Source organism: Pseudomonas sp. FG-3G (assembly GCF_901007645.1).
GTDB lineage: Bacteria > Pseudomonadota > Gammaproteobacteria > Pseudomonadales > Pseudomonadaceae > Aquipseudomonas > Aquipseudomonas rhizophila.
In genome coordinates this window covers 24,570-37,622 of sequence record NZ_CAAKGZ010000024.1, presented here as the reverse complement: position 1 = coordinate 37,622, position 13,053 = coordinate 24,570, and the positions used below count along the sequence as shown (strand labels likewise).

Annotated in this window: 17 protein-coding genes; 6 read left to right on the top strand and 11 right to left on the bottom strand. The window is 62.4% G+C overall.

Going from position 1 to position 13,053, the window contains the following annotated elements; all coding sequences use genetic code 11:
- Nucleotides 1-27 precede the first annotated feature (27 nt).
- The 7 genes from PSEUDOMOFG3G_RS16540 to PSEUDOMOFG3G_RS16510 all read right to left on the bottom strand — a co-directional run bounded on the left by PSEUDOMOFG3G_RS16540 (nt 28) and on the right by PSEUDOMOFG3G_RS16510 (nt 3,095).
- Nucleotides 28-1,029 (bottom strand): glycosyl transferase family protein, encoded by a 1,002-nt coding sequence (locus PSEUDOMOFG3G_RS16540; protein ID WP_076385471.1) that lies wholly within the window; start codon nt 1,027-1,029, stop codon nt 28-30.
- On the bottom strand, nt 1,026-1,361 hold the full coding sequence (locus PSEUDOMOFG3G_RS16535) for a TusE/DsrC/DsvC family sulfur relay protein (RefSeq protein ID WP_076385469.1): 336 nt from the start codon (nt 1,359-1,361) through the stop codon (nt 1,026-1,028). Before PSEUDOMOFG3G_RS16535 ends, PSEUDOMOFG3G_RS16540 begins: the two co-directional genes overlap by 4 nt.
- Nucleotides 1,358-1,651 carry a sulfurtransferase complex subunit TusB gene (tusB, locus tag PSEUDOMOFG3G_RS16530; protein WP_076385467.1) on the bottom strand — a complete coding sequence of 98 codons (294 nt, stop codon included), beginning with the start codon at nt 1,649-1,651 and terminating at the stop codon, nt 1,358-1,360. The genes PSEUDOMOFG3G_RS16535 and tusB overlap by 4 nt, the downstream gene beginning before the upstream one ends.
- Nucleotides 1,651-2,013, bottom strand: a complete 363-nt coding sequence (gene tusC / locus PSEUDOMOFG3G_RS16525; protein ID WP_076385465.1) for a sulfurtransferase complex subunit TusC — start codon at nt 2,011-2,013, stop codon at nt 1,651-1,653. Before tusC ends, tusB begins: the two co-directional genes overlap by 1 nt.
- The gene (gene tusD, locus PSEUDOMOFG3G_RS16520) at nt 2,013-2,405 is read right to left on the bottom strand and encodes a sulfurtransferase complex subunit TusD (RefSeq protein ID WP_076386709.1); all 393 of its coding nucleotides are present in this window, start codon (nt 2,403-2,405) and stop codon (nt 2,013-2,015) included. The genes tusC and tusD overlap by 1 nt, the downstream gene beginning before the upstream one ends.
- 91 nt (nt 2,406-2,496) lie before the next feature.
- The gene (locus PSEUDOMOFG3G_RS16515) at nt 2,497-2,832 is read right to left on the bottom strand and encodes a DUF6388 family protein (protein ID WP_076385463.1); all 336 of its coding nucleotides are present in this window, start codon (nt 2,830-2,832) and stop codon (nt 2,497-2,499) included.
- 2 nt (nt 2,833-2,834) lie between these two features.
- Nucleotides 2,835-3,095 (bottom strand): hypothetical protein, encoded by a 261-nt coding sequence (locus tag PSEUDOMOFG3G_RS16510; protein ID WP_047227706.1) that lies wholly within the window; start codon nt 3,093-3,095, stop codon nt 2,835-2,837.
- A 142-nt stretch (nt 3,096-3,237) separates the two neighbouring features.
- On the opposite strand from PSEUDOMOFG3G_RS16510, the gene PSEUDOMOFG3G_RS16505 reads away from it, so the two are divergent.
- Nucleotides 3,238-3,588 carry a hypothetical protein gene (locus PSEUDOMOFG3G_RS16505; RefSeq protein ID WP_047227705.1) on the top strand — a complete coding sequence of 117 codons (351 nt, stop codon included), beginning with the start codon at nt 3,238-3,240 and terminating at the stop codon, nt 3,586-3,588.
- A 177-nt stretch (nt 3,589-3,765) separates the two neighbouring features.
- Here PSEUDOMOFG3G_RS16505 and PSEUDOMOFG3G_RS16500 read toward each other — a convergent pair whose 3' ends face one another.
- Nucleotides 3,766-4,200 carry an N-acetyltransferase gene (locus PSEUDOMOFG3G_RS16500; RefSeq protein ID WP_076385461.1) on the bottom strand — a complete coding sequence of 145 codons (435 nt, stop codon included), beginning with the start codon at nt 4,198-4,200 and terminating at the stop codon, nt 3,766-3,768.
- 201 nt (nt 4,201-4,401) lie between these two features.
- On the opposite strand from PSEUDOMOFG3G_RS16500, the gene PSEUDOMOFG3G_RS16495 reads away from it, so the two are divergent.
- The 3 genes from PSEUDOMOFG3G_RS16495 to PSEUDOMOFG3G_RS16485 are packed head-to-tail and all read left to right on the top strand — an operon-like array spanning nt 4,402 to nt 6,866.
- Nucleotides 4,402-4,935, top strand: coding sequence for a cysteine hydrolase family protein (locus tag PSEUDOMOFG3G_RS16495; RefSeq protein ID WP_139050641.1), 534 nt, complete (start codon nt 4,402-4,404; stop codon nt 4,933-4,935).
- Nucleotides 4,936-4,972: 37 nt separating this feature from the next.
- Nucleotides 4,973-6,199 carry an HTH domain-containing protein gene (locus PSEUDOMOFG3G_RS16490; RefSeq protein ID WP_139050640.1) on the top strand — a complete coding sequence of 409 codons (1,227 nt, stop codon included), beginning with the start codon at nt 4,973-4,975 and terminating at the stop codon, nt 6,197-6,199.
- 34 nt (nt 6,200-6,233) lie between these two features.
- Complete coding sequence (locus PSEUDOMOFG3G_RS16485) at nt 6,234-6,866, top strand: DUF5074 domain-containing protein (protein ID WP_107322306.1); 633 nt, start codon at nt 6,234-6,236, stop codon at nt 6,864-6,866.
- Between the two features lie 56 nt (nt 6,867-6,922).
- Here the strand turns inward: PSEUDOMOFG3G_RS16485 and PSEUDOMOFG3G_RS16480 are convergent, their stop codons facing one another.
- Complete coding sequence (locus tag PSEUDOMOFG3G_RS16480; RefSeq protein ID WP_076385453.1) at nt 6,923-7,894, bottom strand: DMT family transporter; 972 nt, start codon at nt 7,892-7,894, stop codon at nt 6,923-6,925.
- A gap of 298 nt (nt 7,895-8,192) precedes the next feature.
- On the opposite strand from PSEUDOMOFG3G_RS16480, the gene PSEUDOMOFG3G_RS16475 reads away from it, so the two are divergent.
- Together PSEUDOMOFG3G_RS16475 and PSEUDOMOFG3G_RS16470 are read left to right on the top strand one after the other, a co-directional pair.
- A complete protein-coding gene (locus PSEUDOMOFG3G_RS16475) occupies nt 8,193-9,323 on the top strand; it encodes a sensor histidine kinase (protein ID WP_076385451.1) in 1,131 nt (376 codons plus the stop codon).
- A gap of 97 nt (nt 9,324-9,420) precedes the next feature.
- A complete protein-coding gene (locus tag PSEUDOMOFG3G_RS16470; protein WP_047227698.1) occupies nt 9,421-10,512 on the top strand; it encodes an SMP-30/gluconolactonase/LRE family protein in 1,092 nt (363 codons plus the stop codon).
- Nucleotides 10,513-10,626: 114 nt separating this feature from the next.
- Here the strand turns inward: PSEUDOMOFG3G_RS16470 and PSEUDOMOFG3G_RS16465 are convergent, their stop codons facing one another.
- Nucleotides 10,627-11,007: a DUF1850 domain-containing protein gene (locus tag PSEUDOMOFG3G_RS16465; RefSeq protein WP_139050639.1), complete on the bottom strand. Its 381-nt coding sequence runs from the start codon at nt 11,005-11,007 to the stop codon at nt 10,627-10,629.
- The gene (locus PSEUDOMOFG3G_RS16460; protein WP_139050638.1) at nt 11,004-13,031 is read right to left on the bottom strand and encodes a TRAP transporter permease; all 2,028 of its coding nucleotides are present in this window, start codon (nt 13,029-13,031) and stop codon (nt 11,004-11,006) included. Before PSEUDOMOFG3G_RS16460 ends, PSEUDOMOFG3G_RS16465 begins: the two co-directional genes overlap by 4 nt.
- Nucleotides 13,032-13,053: the final 22 nt, after the last annotated feature.

Genomic DNA, 13,053 nt, shown 5'->3' with positions numbered 1-13,053 from the left:
GCGCAAAGGTTGGGCGTTGATGATCGGTTAAATCGATCGATCCCGCGCGGCCCAGTATTGGCGGGCTTGCTCTAACGCGTCTTCCCGAGCCAGACCCAGGCCGCGCAAGGCCAGGGCCATGGTGGCGATCAGCGCCAGTTGCGGGTAGCTGTCTTCAACATCGCCTCGCCAGATGGCTTTGAGGTGCTCAGGGTCGAGGCTTTGCGGTTTGACGTGGCGCTGTTCGGCCAGTCGCGGCCATTCCTCATCCCAGCTCACACCGTCGCGGGTGCCATACAGGTGGCTGTCGGCGTCCGGGTTGATCTCGATCTCGCCACCGTCGCCCTTGATCACGATGGTGGTGTCTCCCAGCAAACCGCTGGCATCGCGGTGGACCGCCTGGTAGCCCGGATGGAAAATGCTTTGCAGCCCGCAACGGGCGCCCAGGGGGTTGAGGATCCGCGCCAGGGAATGGATCGGCGAACGCAAGCCCAGGGTGTTGCGCAGGTCGATCATCCGTTGCATCTGCGGTGCCCAGTCCACCAATGGCATGAAGGCCAGGCCACCGTCGTCCAGCGCTGCGCCAACCTGCTGCCAGTCGCGGCACAGAGGGATGTTCAGGAAGCCAAGCAGTTGCTCGGTGTAGAGCCGGCCCGCCGTATGCGCGCCGCCGCCATGCATGAAAATCCGCACACCGTTCTGCCCAAGGCATTTGGCTGCCAGCAGGTACCACGGTAAATGACGCTTCTTGCCGGCGTAGGTCGGCCAGTCCAGATCCACCGCCAACGCCGGGGTCTGCAGGCGCTCACGCAAGGCTTGGGTAAAACCGGTCATTTCTTCGGCGCTTTCTTCCTTGTGCCGCAATAGCATCAGGAAGGCGCCGAGCTGGGTGTCCTCGACTTGCTCGTCCAGCACCATGCCCATGGCTTGCCGCGCTTCTTCGCGGGTCAGGTCACGGGCGCCGCGCTTGCCTTTGCCGAGGATGCGCACGAATTGGGCGAACGGATGTTCGGCCGGGGTCTCAAGGGTCAGCGGTGGGAAGTCGGTCATAAGCAGTTCGTCGGTTTGGGCAGGCCCGCCAGCTTGGCGGCGAGTTTGGCGGGGGTGCCTTTGAACAATCGGTTCAGGTGCAGGCTGTTGCCCTTGTCGGCGCCCAGTTTCAGCGCCGTGTACTTGATCAGCGGCCGGGTCGCGGGGGAGAGCTGGAATTCGTCGTAGAAGCCGCGCAGCAGTTCGAGGACCTCCCAGTGTTCGGGGCCCAATTCGATGTCTTCGGCGGCCGCCAGGGCTGTGGCGACTTCGGCCGACCAGTCATTGAGATCGGCCAGGTAGCCGTCCTTGTCCAGCGCAATGGCGCGTTGGCCCACGTTCAGCACGTTCATAACCAGGTGTTGACCTTGTCATGGTGGACCGATAGCGCGACGAACGCCGGGTAGTCGATGGCCTCGGCCCATTGCGGAATGTCCAGGGCCCGGGCTTGTGCGTCTTCGCCAAGCACGAAAAGCTTCAGGCCTCTGCGCTGCAGTTCTGCAAACGGCACCGTGGCGGCTCGCAAGGCGTATGTCGCGTCGCCGCACAGCAGCAGTGCGTCCGGCTCGCCCAGTACCCGCAGGCAACTGGCGAAGCGGCTATCGCCGAAGGGGGAATGAGACAACACATGCAAAGTCGACATCAGAGGGTGATCACCTGGTCATAACGATCAATGAGCGCGGCGATCTGCGGCGCGCTGAGTATTTTCAGCTCGTCCAGCGCCAGGTTAGCGGTTGCGACGCCACGTTCGGCGGCACTGTCGGCGCAGACGTAGAGGTCCTCGACGCCAAACATGGGCAACGCCTGCAAGTTCGCGCTCAGGTCCTTTTGCTGGAGCGCCTTGGCGTTCTGGCCGTTGGCGAGCTGAAAGACCCCGTCGTCGAGGAACAGCAGGCCGATGGGCAGGTCGAACGCGCCGCCGGCCAGCACGATGTCCAGCGCTTCCCGGGCCCCGGGGCCCGACCAGGGAGCCTGGCGGCTGATGAGTAACAAGGATTTGGCCATTACGCGCCTCCGAAACAGATCAAGCGGTCGGCGTCCTGGATCGCATCATGCAACTGGCCCAGGCCGGACAAGGCCCAAGGGGAGCCGACGCTGACCGCCGAACGCTGGTAGCGCTGCGCCTCTTCATCGTTCAGCACGCCACGGCGCAACGCCGCTGCGATGCAAACCACGCCGTCGAGCTGGTTGTCGCTGACAAAGGCGCGCCACTGTCGGGGCAGATCCTGTTCATCCTGGGGCGTTACGAGGCTGTCGGCAGCGTTATAGACGCCATCCTGATAGAAGAACAGCCGCACGATTTCATGCCCACCGGCCAGCGCGGCCTGGGCAAACAACAGGGCGCGGCGCGAGGAGGGCGCATGGGCGGCGGAAAACAACGCGATGGCAAACTTCATGACAGACCCGATCAGCAAAACTGCGGCCATGATAAAGCTTTATGGACGGGGGGGCGATTGCCAGGAAAGGGGCGAGCGCCACAGGAAGTACTCAGCCTTGGTTTTTGAGACCATTCAACTCGCAATACTCCGCCCACTCCATCCCCGCCATCTGCGCCACCTCCTTGTGGACTTCCATGCGCTGGTTTTCGTAGTCCTGAGGCGAGGTGGCGGTCAGTTGCAGGGTCAGTTCCCAAGCGAACAGGCCCTGGTGCTCAGCCTCGGCTTCGAATGCTTCATGCAAGCGCTCGGCGCGATACTGCGCGGCGGTCTCGCCCTTGGCCTGGGCCAACAGCGGGTTGAGGTTGTCCAGCTCGACGCGCAGGTCGGGGCGTGCATCGAGAAATTTTTCCAGCGCTCGTTCATGTTGCTGTTCGGTTGCCGCCATGGTCACTCCTTGGGTGCCGGGGGTTGTTTCTTGCTGGCCTTGGCCGCAGCGGCCAGGCATTCGAGGGCGAACTGTTCGGTGTAGGTCATCTGTATCGGCGTGGTTTCGCCCTTGACGGTGCGTTCGCCGTCGAGGATGTAGCGAATCCGCTTGTCGGTGACGCCGATTCGCTTGGCGATCCAGGCCGGGGTCTGGCCGATCTGGCTGATCAGTTTGTCAGCGTATTCGGTGCTGGGTTTGTAGAACTCGGCATTGGGTGTCATGGGCTGTTCCGCGCGGGCAAGTGGCAATGGCGCGACAGGTTGCGCGAATCATCGCCCGGTGTCGCGTATAAATTTCAGTAAAGCAGCATGAAGGCCCAGGTCGCAGTGCTACAGTCGGTTTTTTTCTCTATGAGTGAACGCAATGCGAATGCTGATGGTGGCCGTGGCCGCAACGTTGCTGGTTGGCTGCGCGGGTTCGGCGATGAACCAGGCCCGTACTCAAGCACCCTATAAGACATTGACTTCGGACAAACCGCAGCAGGTGGTGGCCGAGTGTGTGCAGTTTTCCTGGCAGGACGAAGCTGTGTTTGGCGTCGATGCCGGTGCCTATCTGCAACCCGGCAAGACGGGTGGCATGACCGTGTACACCCGCTCGGCTGAGTCGTTTGTGGATCTGCAAACCAGCGCTTCCGGCACGGCGCTGAACTACTACGCCCGGCATGACGACTTTGTTGCCAAGCGTCGGTTGGCGGCGTTGGCGACTTGTCTGTAGACCACTTGCACTGCTATCGCGAGCAGGCTCGCTCCCACAGGTTTTTGTGTCGTTTGCAGATCCTGTGAACACTCGCAACCCATATGGGAGCGAGCCTGCTCGCGATGAGGCTGGCACAGCCCACATCACCGCAGTTGACCCACCGCTATCGCGAGTAAGTCCACAATAGCCTGTATTTCACTCGGTCTGGCTCAGGCGCTTCTGGAAGAAGAAGCGCTGGTGGCCCGGCGGGTAATCGTCGATCTGGCCGATTTCCGTGAAGCCGAGTTGCCTGTAGAACGCGGGCGCCTGGAAGTCGAAGGTGTCCAGCCACATGCCCACGCAGTTTTTCTCTCGGGCAAAGTCTTCGGCCATCTGCATCAACGTCGAACCGGTGCCCTGGCCACGGGCCTGTTCCGGCACCACCAGCAACTCGATATAAAACCATTGAAAGAACACTCGACCGTAGAGCCCGCCCACGGTTTCGCCGCTGTGTTCGTCGCGCACCAGCCAGGCGACCAACTCAGGCACCGTCCCGCCGGTCTTGGCCGTGTTGTAGGCGCGCAGCGGGACGAGGATCGCCTCGCGGTCTTCTGCGGTGGGGGTGTCCGTACGTTCGATTCGTAGCGTCATCGGCAATGTCCTTGTGCGGTGAGGGATGAGCCGCACGAGCCTATCCCAAACCTGGCTTTTGCGTCACCCAAGCGACGGCGAACAGGCGTACTACGCAAACCGGGCCATACTGCCTAGTGTTTTGACGCGATCCGCGACAGGGAATGATCGCCAGGTTGTTAATCTGTTGTCGGGATCCAACACGTTTTGAAGAGGAACGTCATGAACACCGCATTGCTGATCATCGATGTCCAGAGCGCGCTGTGCAGCGGCCAAGAGGAGTGTTTCGACAGCCCACGCATGATCCGGACAATCAACGAGCTCAGCGCCAGGGCCAGGGCCGTCGGCTTGCCGGTGATCCTGATCCAGCACGAAGAGCTGGAGGGGGCGCTGACTTATGGTTCCAGCGCCTGGCAACTGGCCGACGGCCTGTTGACCGCACCGGATGACCTGCGAGTACGCAAGACCACGCCGGACGCCTTCTACCAGACCGATCTGCTGTCGCTGCTGCAAGCGCGGATGATTGATCGCGTGGTGATCTGCGGGTTGCAAACCGACTATTGCGTCAACGCCACCGTACGTCAGGCCCATGCCCTGGGTTACGACGTGGTGCAGGCCGCGGACGCCCATTCCACCGTGGACAACGGCAGCATGGCGGCCGAGCAGATCATTGCCAACCACAACAACCGGCTGGGACGCCTGAGCAGCGCGGTGTCGCGGATCGATGTGCTGCCGGCGGGGGAAATCCGTCTCTGACCGCGACACCCAAACCTGTGGCGAGGGAAACCGGACGATGGCATCGGATGCGTTGATCAGCGCCGCAGCACGAGCACTGGCGGCGGGGGATCCGGTGGCCGCGCTCAATCGCGTTTCCCTGCGTGACGATGCGCCGGCCTTGGCGCTTCGCGGCATTGCCATGGCGCAGTTGGGCGAGCTGGAGCGGGCCAGGGTGCTGATGCGGCGGGCGGCTCGGGCCTTCGGGCCCCGGGAGGCCGTGGCACAGGCGCGGTGCGTGGTGGCCGAAGGGGAGATCGCCCTGGCGTCCCGTGATCTGGCTTGGCCGGTGAAGCGCCTGGAGGCTGCGCGGGCGGTGCTTGAACGCCAGGGCGACCGGACGAACGTCGCCCACGCACGCTCAATCGAAATCCGCCGCTTACTGCTGCTAGGCCATCTCGACGAGGCCGAGGCGAGGCTGGTTGACCTTGACCCGGGCTGTCTTCCACCGCCGTCCAGAGCCGCTTGCGAACTGGTGGTGGCGGGCATCGCCATGCGGCGGTTACGAACGAAAACCGCACGGGCGGCACTTGAACGTGCCACCCAGGCTGCGCGACAAGCCGGCATTGGCGCGCTGACTGCCGAAGTCGAAAGCGCCTGGGGCGTCCTGCAGGCTCCGGCGGCGCGTCTGATTGCAGGGGGCGAGGAGCGCTTGCTGACCCTTGAGGAGGTTGAAGCACTCCTGTCCAGCGACGCGTTGGTGGTGGACGCATGTCGCAATGGCGTGAACAGGGCGAGCCTGCGGATCTCTCTTGCCAGGCGCCCGGTGTTGTTCACCCTCGCCAGGCAATTGGCTCAAGCCTGGCCTGCCGATGTGTCCAGGGAATCCCTCGTTGCCCAGGCCTTTGGCTTGAAACTGACGGATGATTCCCATCGCGCCCGACTGCGTGTTGAAGTCGGGCGCTTGCGGGTGGCGCTGCGCCCGCTGGCCGAGGTGACGGCGACCCGGCGTGGGTTTGCTCTGGTGCCGCGCAGGGAGGGCGAAGTGGTGGTGCTGGCGCGTCCTGTAGAAGAGCCCCACGCCGCAGTGCTGGCGTTGCTGGCCGATGGCCAATCCTGGTCCAGTTCCGCCCTGGCGCTGGCCCTGGAGGTCAGCCAGCGCACCGTGCAACGGGCCCTCGACACGCTGGCCGCGTCCGGCAAGGTGCAGTCGGTCGGGCGTGGGCGGGCCTGTCGCTGGCTGGCGCCACCGTTGCCCGGATTCACGACGGTATTGTTACTCACCGCGCTGCTGCCCGATGGTTAGGATGCAGTCACACCCCAACGAGGAGGCTTGCAAGATGAAACGTTCAGATGCGCAGATCCTGCGTGAATACGGCCCTTTTCCCGGCGTCGATTGCGTGCATGGTGTCAGTCATGACGGCGAGCTCGTCTGGTTCGCTTCCGGCGACAAGCTGCATGCCCTCGATCCGGCCAGCGGGCAGACGTTGCGTTCGCTGGACGTTCCGGCAAACGCCGGAACGGCTTTTGACGGTGAACACCTGTTCCAGATCGCCGGAGACACCATTCGCAAGATCGACCCGCGCAACGGCCAGGTACTGGCGACCATTGCGGCGCCCAATAGTGGTGATGATTCAGGACTGGCCTGGGCCGAAGGATCACTCTGGGTCGGCCAGTACAAGGCGCGCAAAATCCTCCAGATCGATCCCTCCACTGGCAAGATCCTGCGCACCCTCGAATCCAACCGCTTCGTCACGGGCGTGACCTGGGTCGACGGCGAACTCTGGCACGGCACCTGGGAAAACGATGAAAGCGATCTGCGGCGCATCGACCCGCAAACCGCAGAAGTGCTGGAAAGCGTGACCATGCCGCCGGGGATTGGCGTGTCGGGGCTTGAGTCAGACGGCGGCGAGCGGTTCTTTTGCGGCGGTGGCAATAGCGCGAAGGTGAGGGCGGTGCGTCGGCCGGCCTGAAGCGTGTGTGGGAGCAGCTTTTGCTCTCACACAGCGGCGATGGATGCTGATGTGTTTCAGCTGCGTCCAGCGGCTTCGGCAACCGGTGCCTTGATGCGCTCGACCTTGCGATACGTCAGCAATACGATGCCGGTGACCACAATCGCGCCGCCAATCACCTGGCCCGGGTTGAGCATCTGGTCCAGCACCAGCCAGCCGATCAGCAGGGTCGCCAGCGGTTCGATGTTCATCACCGGGGCGTTGCGCGGCATGTCCAGGCGGGGCACGGAAATGAATAGCACGATAAACCCGGTGCCATAGAGCACCACCAGGGTCGCCAGGGCAAACCAGCCGGTGCTGGTGGCCGGCAGGTCGAAGCCACCGGGAAGGGCGCCGGTCAGGCCGGCGAGGTTGACGCTGCTGAACACGATGAAAATGGTCAGCAGGCTGCGGACCGACCCGCGCACCTGGGACAGTTTGTGATCGGTGATCCATAGCGCGCAGGCGAACACGCAGGCGGCACAAAAGGCCAAGCCCACGCCCAGCAACCACTGCGGGCCGACGCTTTCTTGCGATGACAGCCGGGCCGGTACTTCCAGCACGAACACCAGGCCAACCAGAATCATGCCCATCAACGCGGCAGTGCGCGCGGTCGGGCGTGGCCCGCCGAGCGCCCAGGTCAGCAACGCCAAGAGGATCGGAAAGACATTGCCCACCAACAGCGCCAGGGCGACCGGGACCCGAGCCACGGCGGAATACAGGCACAGACTCTGGGCGGCAATCAACAGCCCCAGAGCCAATTGCCAGCGCCAGACCCCCTGCGGCAGGCGCAGGTTCTGGCGTTGCCAGAGCACCATTGCGGCCAGCACCAGCAAGGTGCCGCCCGAGCGCAGCAGGATCGCCAGCAAGACCCCGGCACCGTCATCAAATGCTGCCCTGGCGGCGACATGGTTGCCGGCGAAGGCACATCCCATGCACAGCAGAACCAGCACGGCGAGGTGCCGAGGGAGCGGAGTGGGGGTGTCAGGTGCAGCCGTGGAGCGGGTCATGGCAGGGGGTCTCAAAGGGAGGCCGCCGAAGCAAGACGCTTCGGAACGGCTAATATAGTTATAGGTTGTCGTACAACATCAAAAGGGATTTGTACCGTATAGCGTTGCAAGAGACAAGTGCCCTATTTTGGCGCAAGGCTGTTCATTCAAGCGCCTACGCGGTGTGGCGTCAGCTGCGCGCGCGCCACGATGAATCACAAAGCCCCCTCGGTTTGCTGTACAACAATGGAACCGAGGCCGGCAGCCCATGCGTTGTTGCGACACTGACCCTCGATAATCCCTTTCTGCGGAGCAACCCATGCGCCTGGCTGATTTCATCCTCGACAATATCGAGCCGATTCTTCAGGCGTGGGAAGACTTCGCCAAAACCATCACGCCCGCCTCCCATGGCATGGATTCGGTGGCTCTGCGCGATCACGCCGAGCAGATGCTGCGCACCATTGCCGCTGACCTGCGCACCCCGCAGACGGTCAAGGAACAGATCGCCAAGTCCCAGGGCGATGCGCCGGCGGTAGAGGCTGAAACCGCAGCCGAAACCCATGCGGTCATTCGCCAGTCCTCGGGGTTTACGGTGGAGCAGATGGTTTCGGAATACCGGGCGCTGCGCACCAGCGTGCTGATGCTCTGGATGCCGCAGACCCAACTGGACCACGAGCAAGTGGTGTCCGACGTGATCCGCTTCAACGAGGCCGTAGACCAGGCCCTGGCGGAGTCCGTGGTCAGCTATTCGGGCGCCGTCGATGCGGGCCGCAATATCTTCCTCGGGATTCTGGGGCATGACTTGCGCAGCCCCCTGGGCGCGATCCTGCTGAGTTCCGAAGTGCTGCTGCGGGCAGGCGACTTGCCCGCCAAAGCCACCAAGATCTCTTCGCGCATCTACACCAGCGTCAAACGGGCCAACAAGATTGTCGGCGATCTGCTGGACTTTACCCGTACCCAACTGGGGGCGGGCATTCCGGTGCAGCGCTTCAACGGTGACCTGGTAGCGGCCTGCGAGGGCATGGTGGAAGAGGCGCGGGCCTATCATCCGGAAAGCAGAATCATCTTTGAAACGACGGGCGCCCTTGAAGGCCTGTTTGACCAGGCGCGTATGGAGCAAGTGTTCGCCAACCTGATTGGCAATGCCGTCCAGCATGGCAGCGAGGGTGCGCCGATTACTGTTTCGTTGAGTACCGAAGAGGATACGGCGGTGATTGCCATCAACAACCAGGGCAAGCTTATCGAGAAGGACGCCATTGCCAGCATCTTCAACCCGATGGTCCGGCAATTGCGCAGCGGTGATATGCAGTATGGCTCTGCGGCTGGGCTCGGGCTGGGCCTGCACATCGCGTCCGCCATCGTATCCGCCCATAAGGGCACTATCGAGGTTCATTCCAAGGCCAGATCGGGCACCACCTTCACCGTACGGATCCCGCTCCACGCCAACTGAATTTTTTCCTGCACAGGGCAGAGCGCATACTTGTACGATGTCCTATCACGGAGTAAAACTGTCGTCGCCGTCCAATAATAATTAACGGAGACGCACGATGGATGCTTCGCAACCTGCAACGACTGCCCATCAGGGCCGCCGGGTATTCCTGAAAAAATCCTTGGTGGTTTCGGCCGCCGCCGCAACCCTGGGCAACCTGCCCGGGCTGACTCAGGCAGAACCCTTGAGCCAGCGCTACCCTGACCCGCTGATCAAGATCCTCGACCCCAGCTTCATGGACCTGCGGCTGTTCAACGCCAGTGTTGAAAAGCTCGCCAGCGGCCTGCGCTGGGCGGAAGGGCCGGTGTGGGTCGGCGACGGTCGTTATTTGCTGGTCAGTGACATTCCCAACAACCGCATCATGCGCTGGGATGAAGTCACCGACAGCCTGTCGGTTTACCGCGAGAACTCCAACTTTTCCAACGGCCTGTGCCGCGATCGCCAAGGGCGCTTGCTGGTCTGCGAAGGCTCCACCACGTCGACTGAAGGCCGGCGCGTCACCCGCACCGAGCACAACGGCACCATCACCGTGCTGGCGGACAGTTTCGAGGGCAAGCCTTTCAACTCGCCCAACGACATCGTGTGCAAGCGCGACGGTTCTGTCTGGTTCACCGATCCACCGTTCCAGACCGGCAACAACTACGAAGGGCATAAAGTCGCCCCTGCCCAGCCCCACGCGGTGTATCGCATCGACGGTGAAACCGGCAAGGTCACGCGAGTGATCGACGACATGGCAGGGCCCAACGGCCTGTGCTTTTCGCCAGACGAGAAGATCCTCTACGTGGTCGAAGGCCGGGCCAAGCCGAACCGCCTGGTGTGGGCGATCACGGTCAAGGACGATGGCACCCTGGGCGAACGGCGCAAGCACATCGAAGGCTTGGATTACGCGGCCATCGATGGGCTCAAATGCGACGAGAGTGGCAACCTCTGGTGCGGGTGGGGCGGTAATGGCGATCCCAAGGCCGACCTGGAAAAGCTCGACGGTGTGCGAGTGTTCAACCCCGAGGGCAAGGCTATCGGCCACATCTCCCTGCCGGAGCGTTGCCCTAACGTCTGCTTCGGCGGACGGGAGGGTAATCGCCTGTTCATGGCCGGCAGCCACTCGTTGTATGCACTGTTTGTGAATACCCGTGGGGCGACGTTTGCGTGAGTGACTGACCTTCAGACCCTGGGTTTGATTGTGGTGAGGGGGCAGTTGTGGGAGCAAGGCTTGCTCCCACAAAAAAACCTCGCCACAGAGTTCTGTTTGGACCAGGGGACCTGGTTATCCGCAACTCCACAATTCCACCGTTGGCTGACTTGCCTTGGGCGGCCCGAGCCAGTGGCCCATCGGCTGGCAAGCCCCGTCGACGCACAACTGGTAATCACCCGCTTCGGGTGTTCGCCCCAGTTTCAGCGGTTGCAGGGGCGGCAACTGGCGCTGATAGTGCCAGCTGCCGTTTTTCAACCGGGCACCGTCCGGAACTTCCATGCCGGCGCCGTTGCCCTTGACCCTGGCTTCGCCCAGAACCAGGCCTTGTTCAGTCACGCGGTAATCTTCCTCCCAGCGGATTTTCTCGATGGTGTGATTCCACGCCAGGGTGAAATCCGTGACAGGAAGTTGGGCCCAGACCGCACCGGCCAGGCCCAGGCACAAACCGATCACGCCAAGGCCCGTCCGGTGCGCCGCGAGCGCCATACGTGTTGAAAGATCAGCAGAGCCCCCACCACGAAGCCGATCTCATCGGTCAGCGGCAGCGCCACGACCAGCAAAGCCCCGGCGGCAAAGCACATCAGGCGTTCCCAGATCGGCATTTTCTGTTGCAGGTAGCCGGTGGACGCCATGCCCCACAGCCCGACCGCCAGCATCGTCTTGATCAGCATGTAAGCGGTCATCCATAGGCTGTCGCCCTGGAGCATCAGCGCCGGGTTATAGACCGCCATGAATGGAATGACGAAACCGGCAAGGGCGATGCGCACCGCCCAGAAGCTGATTTTCAGCCCCGTTTCCCTGGCAATGGGCGCAGCGGCGAAGCAGGCCAGCGCGACCGGCGGCGTCAGGTCGGCGAGGATGCCGAAATAGAACACGAACATGTGCGACACGATCAGTGGCACGCCCAGTTCCAGCAGGGCGGGCGCGGCGATCGAACTGGTGATGATGTAATTGGGAATGGTCGGGATGCCCATGCCCAGCACCAGGCAGGTGAGCATGGTCAGGATCAGCGACAGCAGCAGGTTGTCCTTGCCGATGGCCAGGATGTAGCCGGCGAAGGTTGACGCCACACCGGTCAACGACACCACGCCGATGATGATCCCTACCAGGGCGCAGGCAATCCCCACCGGCACCGCATGTCGTGCGCCGTCCACCAGTGCGTGCAGGCAAACCGTCAGGGTTTCCCGTGCGCCTTTGATGAACCAGCAGATCGCCACCAACACTGCGATCACCGCAAATATGACGCCAATGCCTAACTGGAAAAAGCCCACGCACAAGATGCCCAGGGCGATCCAGAAAGCGCAGCGCATTGCAAAGCTCGACACCCGCAAAATGATCGCCGAGCCGAGAATCACGATGGCAGTGAGTGCCAGTCCGACCATGCCGGAAAAGAGCGGCGTGCGACCGGAGAACAGCAGGTAGATCAGCACGGCGAGTGGGATCAGCAGGTACCAGTTCTCTTTGACGGCGCCCAGCGCGCTGGGGCATTGGTCTTTGGGCAAGCCCTTGAGGTTGGAGCGCTTGGCTTCCAGGTGAACCATCCAGAACACCGAGCCGAAGTACAGGCACGCGGGAATCAACGCCGCTTTGGCGATTTCAACAAATGGCACGTTGATGGTCTCGGCCATGATGAACGCCACGGCGCCCATGATCGGCGGCATCAACTGACTGCCCATGCTCGAGGTGGCTTCCACGCCGCCGGCAAACGCGGCCTTGTAGCCGAAGCGTTTCATCAGCGGGATGGTGAATTGCCCGGTGGTCACCACGTTGGCGATGCCCGAACCGGTAATGGTGCCCATCAAGGCAGAGGAGGCAACCGCCACTTTGGCCGGGCCGCCGAGCTTGTGGCCGAACAGGCCCATGGCGAAATCGGTGAACAGCTTGATCATTCCGGCCTTTTCAAGAAAGGAACCGAACAGAATGAACAGGAAAATGTAGGTGGCCGATACGTAGGTGGGCGTGCCATACAGGCCTTCGGTGCCGAAGGATAACTGATTGACGATCTGATCGAAGCCGTAGCCGCGATGGGACAGGTCGCCTGGCAAGTATTCACCGAACAGCCCATAGGTCAGGAACAGCCCGCAAATCAGCGGCAGGGCAATCCCCATCACCCGTCGGGCCGCTTCGAACACCAGCACGATCAAAACGATACCGATGATGAGGTCCGCGGACGTCAGGTCACCGGAACGCTGGATCAGGTCGGCTTCGAACACCCACTGATACACCGCCGTGGCCACGCCGGCCAGGGACAACAGCCATGCCAGAGGTTGCCAGGGGCGGCTTGCGCCATAGGCGGGGTAACTGAGGAACACCACCCACAACAGGAAACCCACGTGCACGGCACGCAGCACCTGGCTGGAAATGGGGGAGAAGGCGGCGGTGATGATCTGGAATACAGAAAACAGCAGGGCCACGTAGAACAGCGTCTTGGGCCAGTCTCGTGGGTCGGAGGGAAGACCGTGCTGAATTTCACTCATTAACTGAAAGCCTCTTGTCTAC

Excerpts from the sequence above, each read along its gene's own strand:
- PSEUDOMOFG3G_RS16540 (WP_076385471.1), bottom strand. The coding sequence starts at position 1,029 with ATGACCGACTTCCCACCGCTGACCCTTGAGACCCCGGCCGAACATCCG.
- PSEUDOMOFG3G_RS16535 (WP_076385469.1), bottom strand. The coding sequence starts at position 1,361 with ATGAACGTGCTGAACGTGGGCCAACGCGCCATTGCGCTGGACAAGGAC.
- tusB (WP_076385467.1), bottom strand. The coding sequence starts at position 1,651 with ATGTCGACTTTGCATGTGTTGTCTCATTCCCCCTTCGGCGATAGCCGC.
- tusC (WP_076385465.1), bottom strand. The coding sequence starts at position 2,013 with ATGGCCAAATCCTTGTTACTCATCAGCCGCCAGGCTCCCTGGTCGGGC.
- tusD (WP_076386709.1), bottom strand. The coding sequence starts at position 2,405 with ATGAAGTTTGCCATCGCGTTGTTTTCCGCCGCCCATGCGCCCTCCTCG.
- PSEUDOMOFG3G_RS16515 (WP_076385463.1), bottom strand. The coding sequence starts at position 2,832 with ATGGCGGCAACCGAACAGCAACATGAACGAGCGCTGGAAAAATTTCTC.
- PSEUDOMOFG3G_RS16510 (WP_047227706.1), bottom strand. The coding sequence starts at position 3,095 with ATGACACCCAATGCCGAGTTCTACAAACCCAGCACCGAATACGCTGAC.
- PSEUDOMOFG3G_RS16505 (WP_047227705.1), top strand. The coding sequence starts at position 3,238 with ATGCGAATGCTGATGGTGGCCGTGGCCGCAACGTTGCTGGTTGGCTGC.
- PSEUDOMOFG3G_RS16500 (WP_076385461.1), bottom strand. The coding sequence starts at position 4,200 with ATGACGCTACGAATCGAACGTACGGACACCCCCACCGCAGAAGACCGC.
- PSEUDOMOFG3G_RS16495 (WP_139050641.1), top strand. The coding sequence starts at position 4,402 with ATGAACACCGCATTGCTGATCATCGATGTCCAGAGCGCGCTGTGCAGC.
- PSEUDOMOFG3G_RS16490 (WP_139050640.1), top strand. The coding sequence starts at position 4,973 with ATGGCATCGGATGCGTTGATCAGCGCCGCAGCACGAGCACTGGCGGCG.
- PSEUDOMOFG3G_RS16485 (WP_107322306.1), top strand. The coding sequence starts at position 6,234 with ATGAAACGTTCAGATGCGCAGATCCTGCGTGAATACGGCCCTTTTCCC.
- PSEUDOMOFG3G_RS16480 (WP_076385453.1), bottom strand. The coding sequence starts at position 7,894 with ATGACCCGCTCCACGGCTGCACCTGACACCCCCACTCCGCTCCCTCGG.
- PSEUDOMOFG3G_RS16475 (WP_076385451.1), top strand. The coding sequence starts at position 8,193 with ATGCGCCTGGCTGATTTCATCCTCGACAATATCGAGCCGATTCTTCAG.
- PSEUDOMOFG3G_RS16470 (WP_047227698.1), top strand. The coding sequence starts at position 9,421 with ATGGATGCTTCGCAACCTGCAACGACTGCCCATCAGGGCCGCCGGGTA.
- PSEUDOMOFG3G_RS16460 (WP_139050638.1), bottom strand. The coding sequence starts at position 13,031 with ATGAGTGAAATTCAGCACGGTCTTCCCTCCGACCCACGAGACTGGCCC.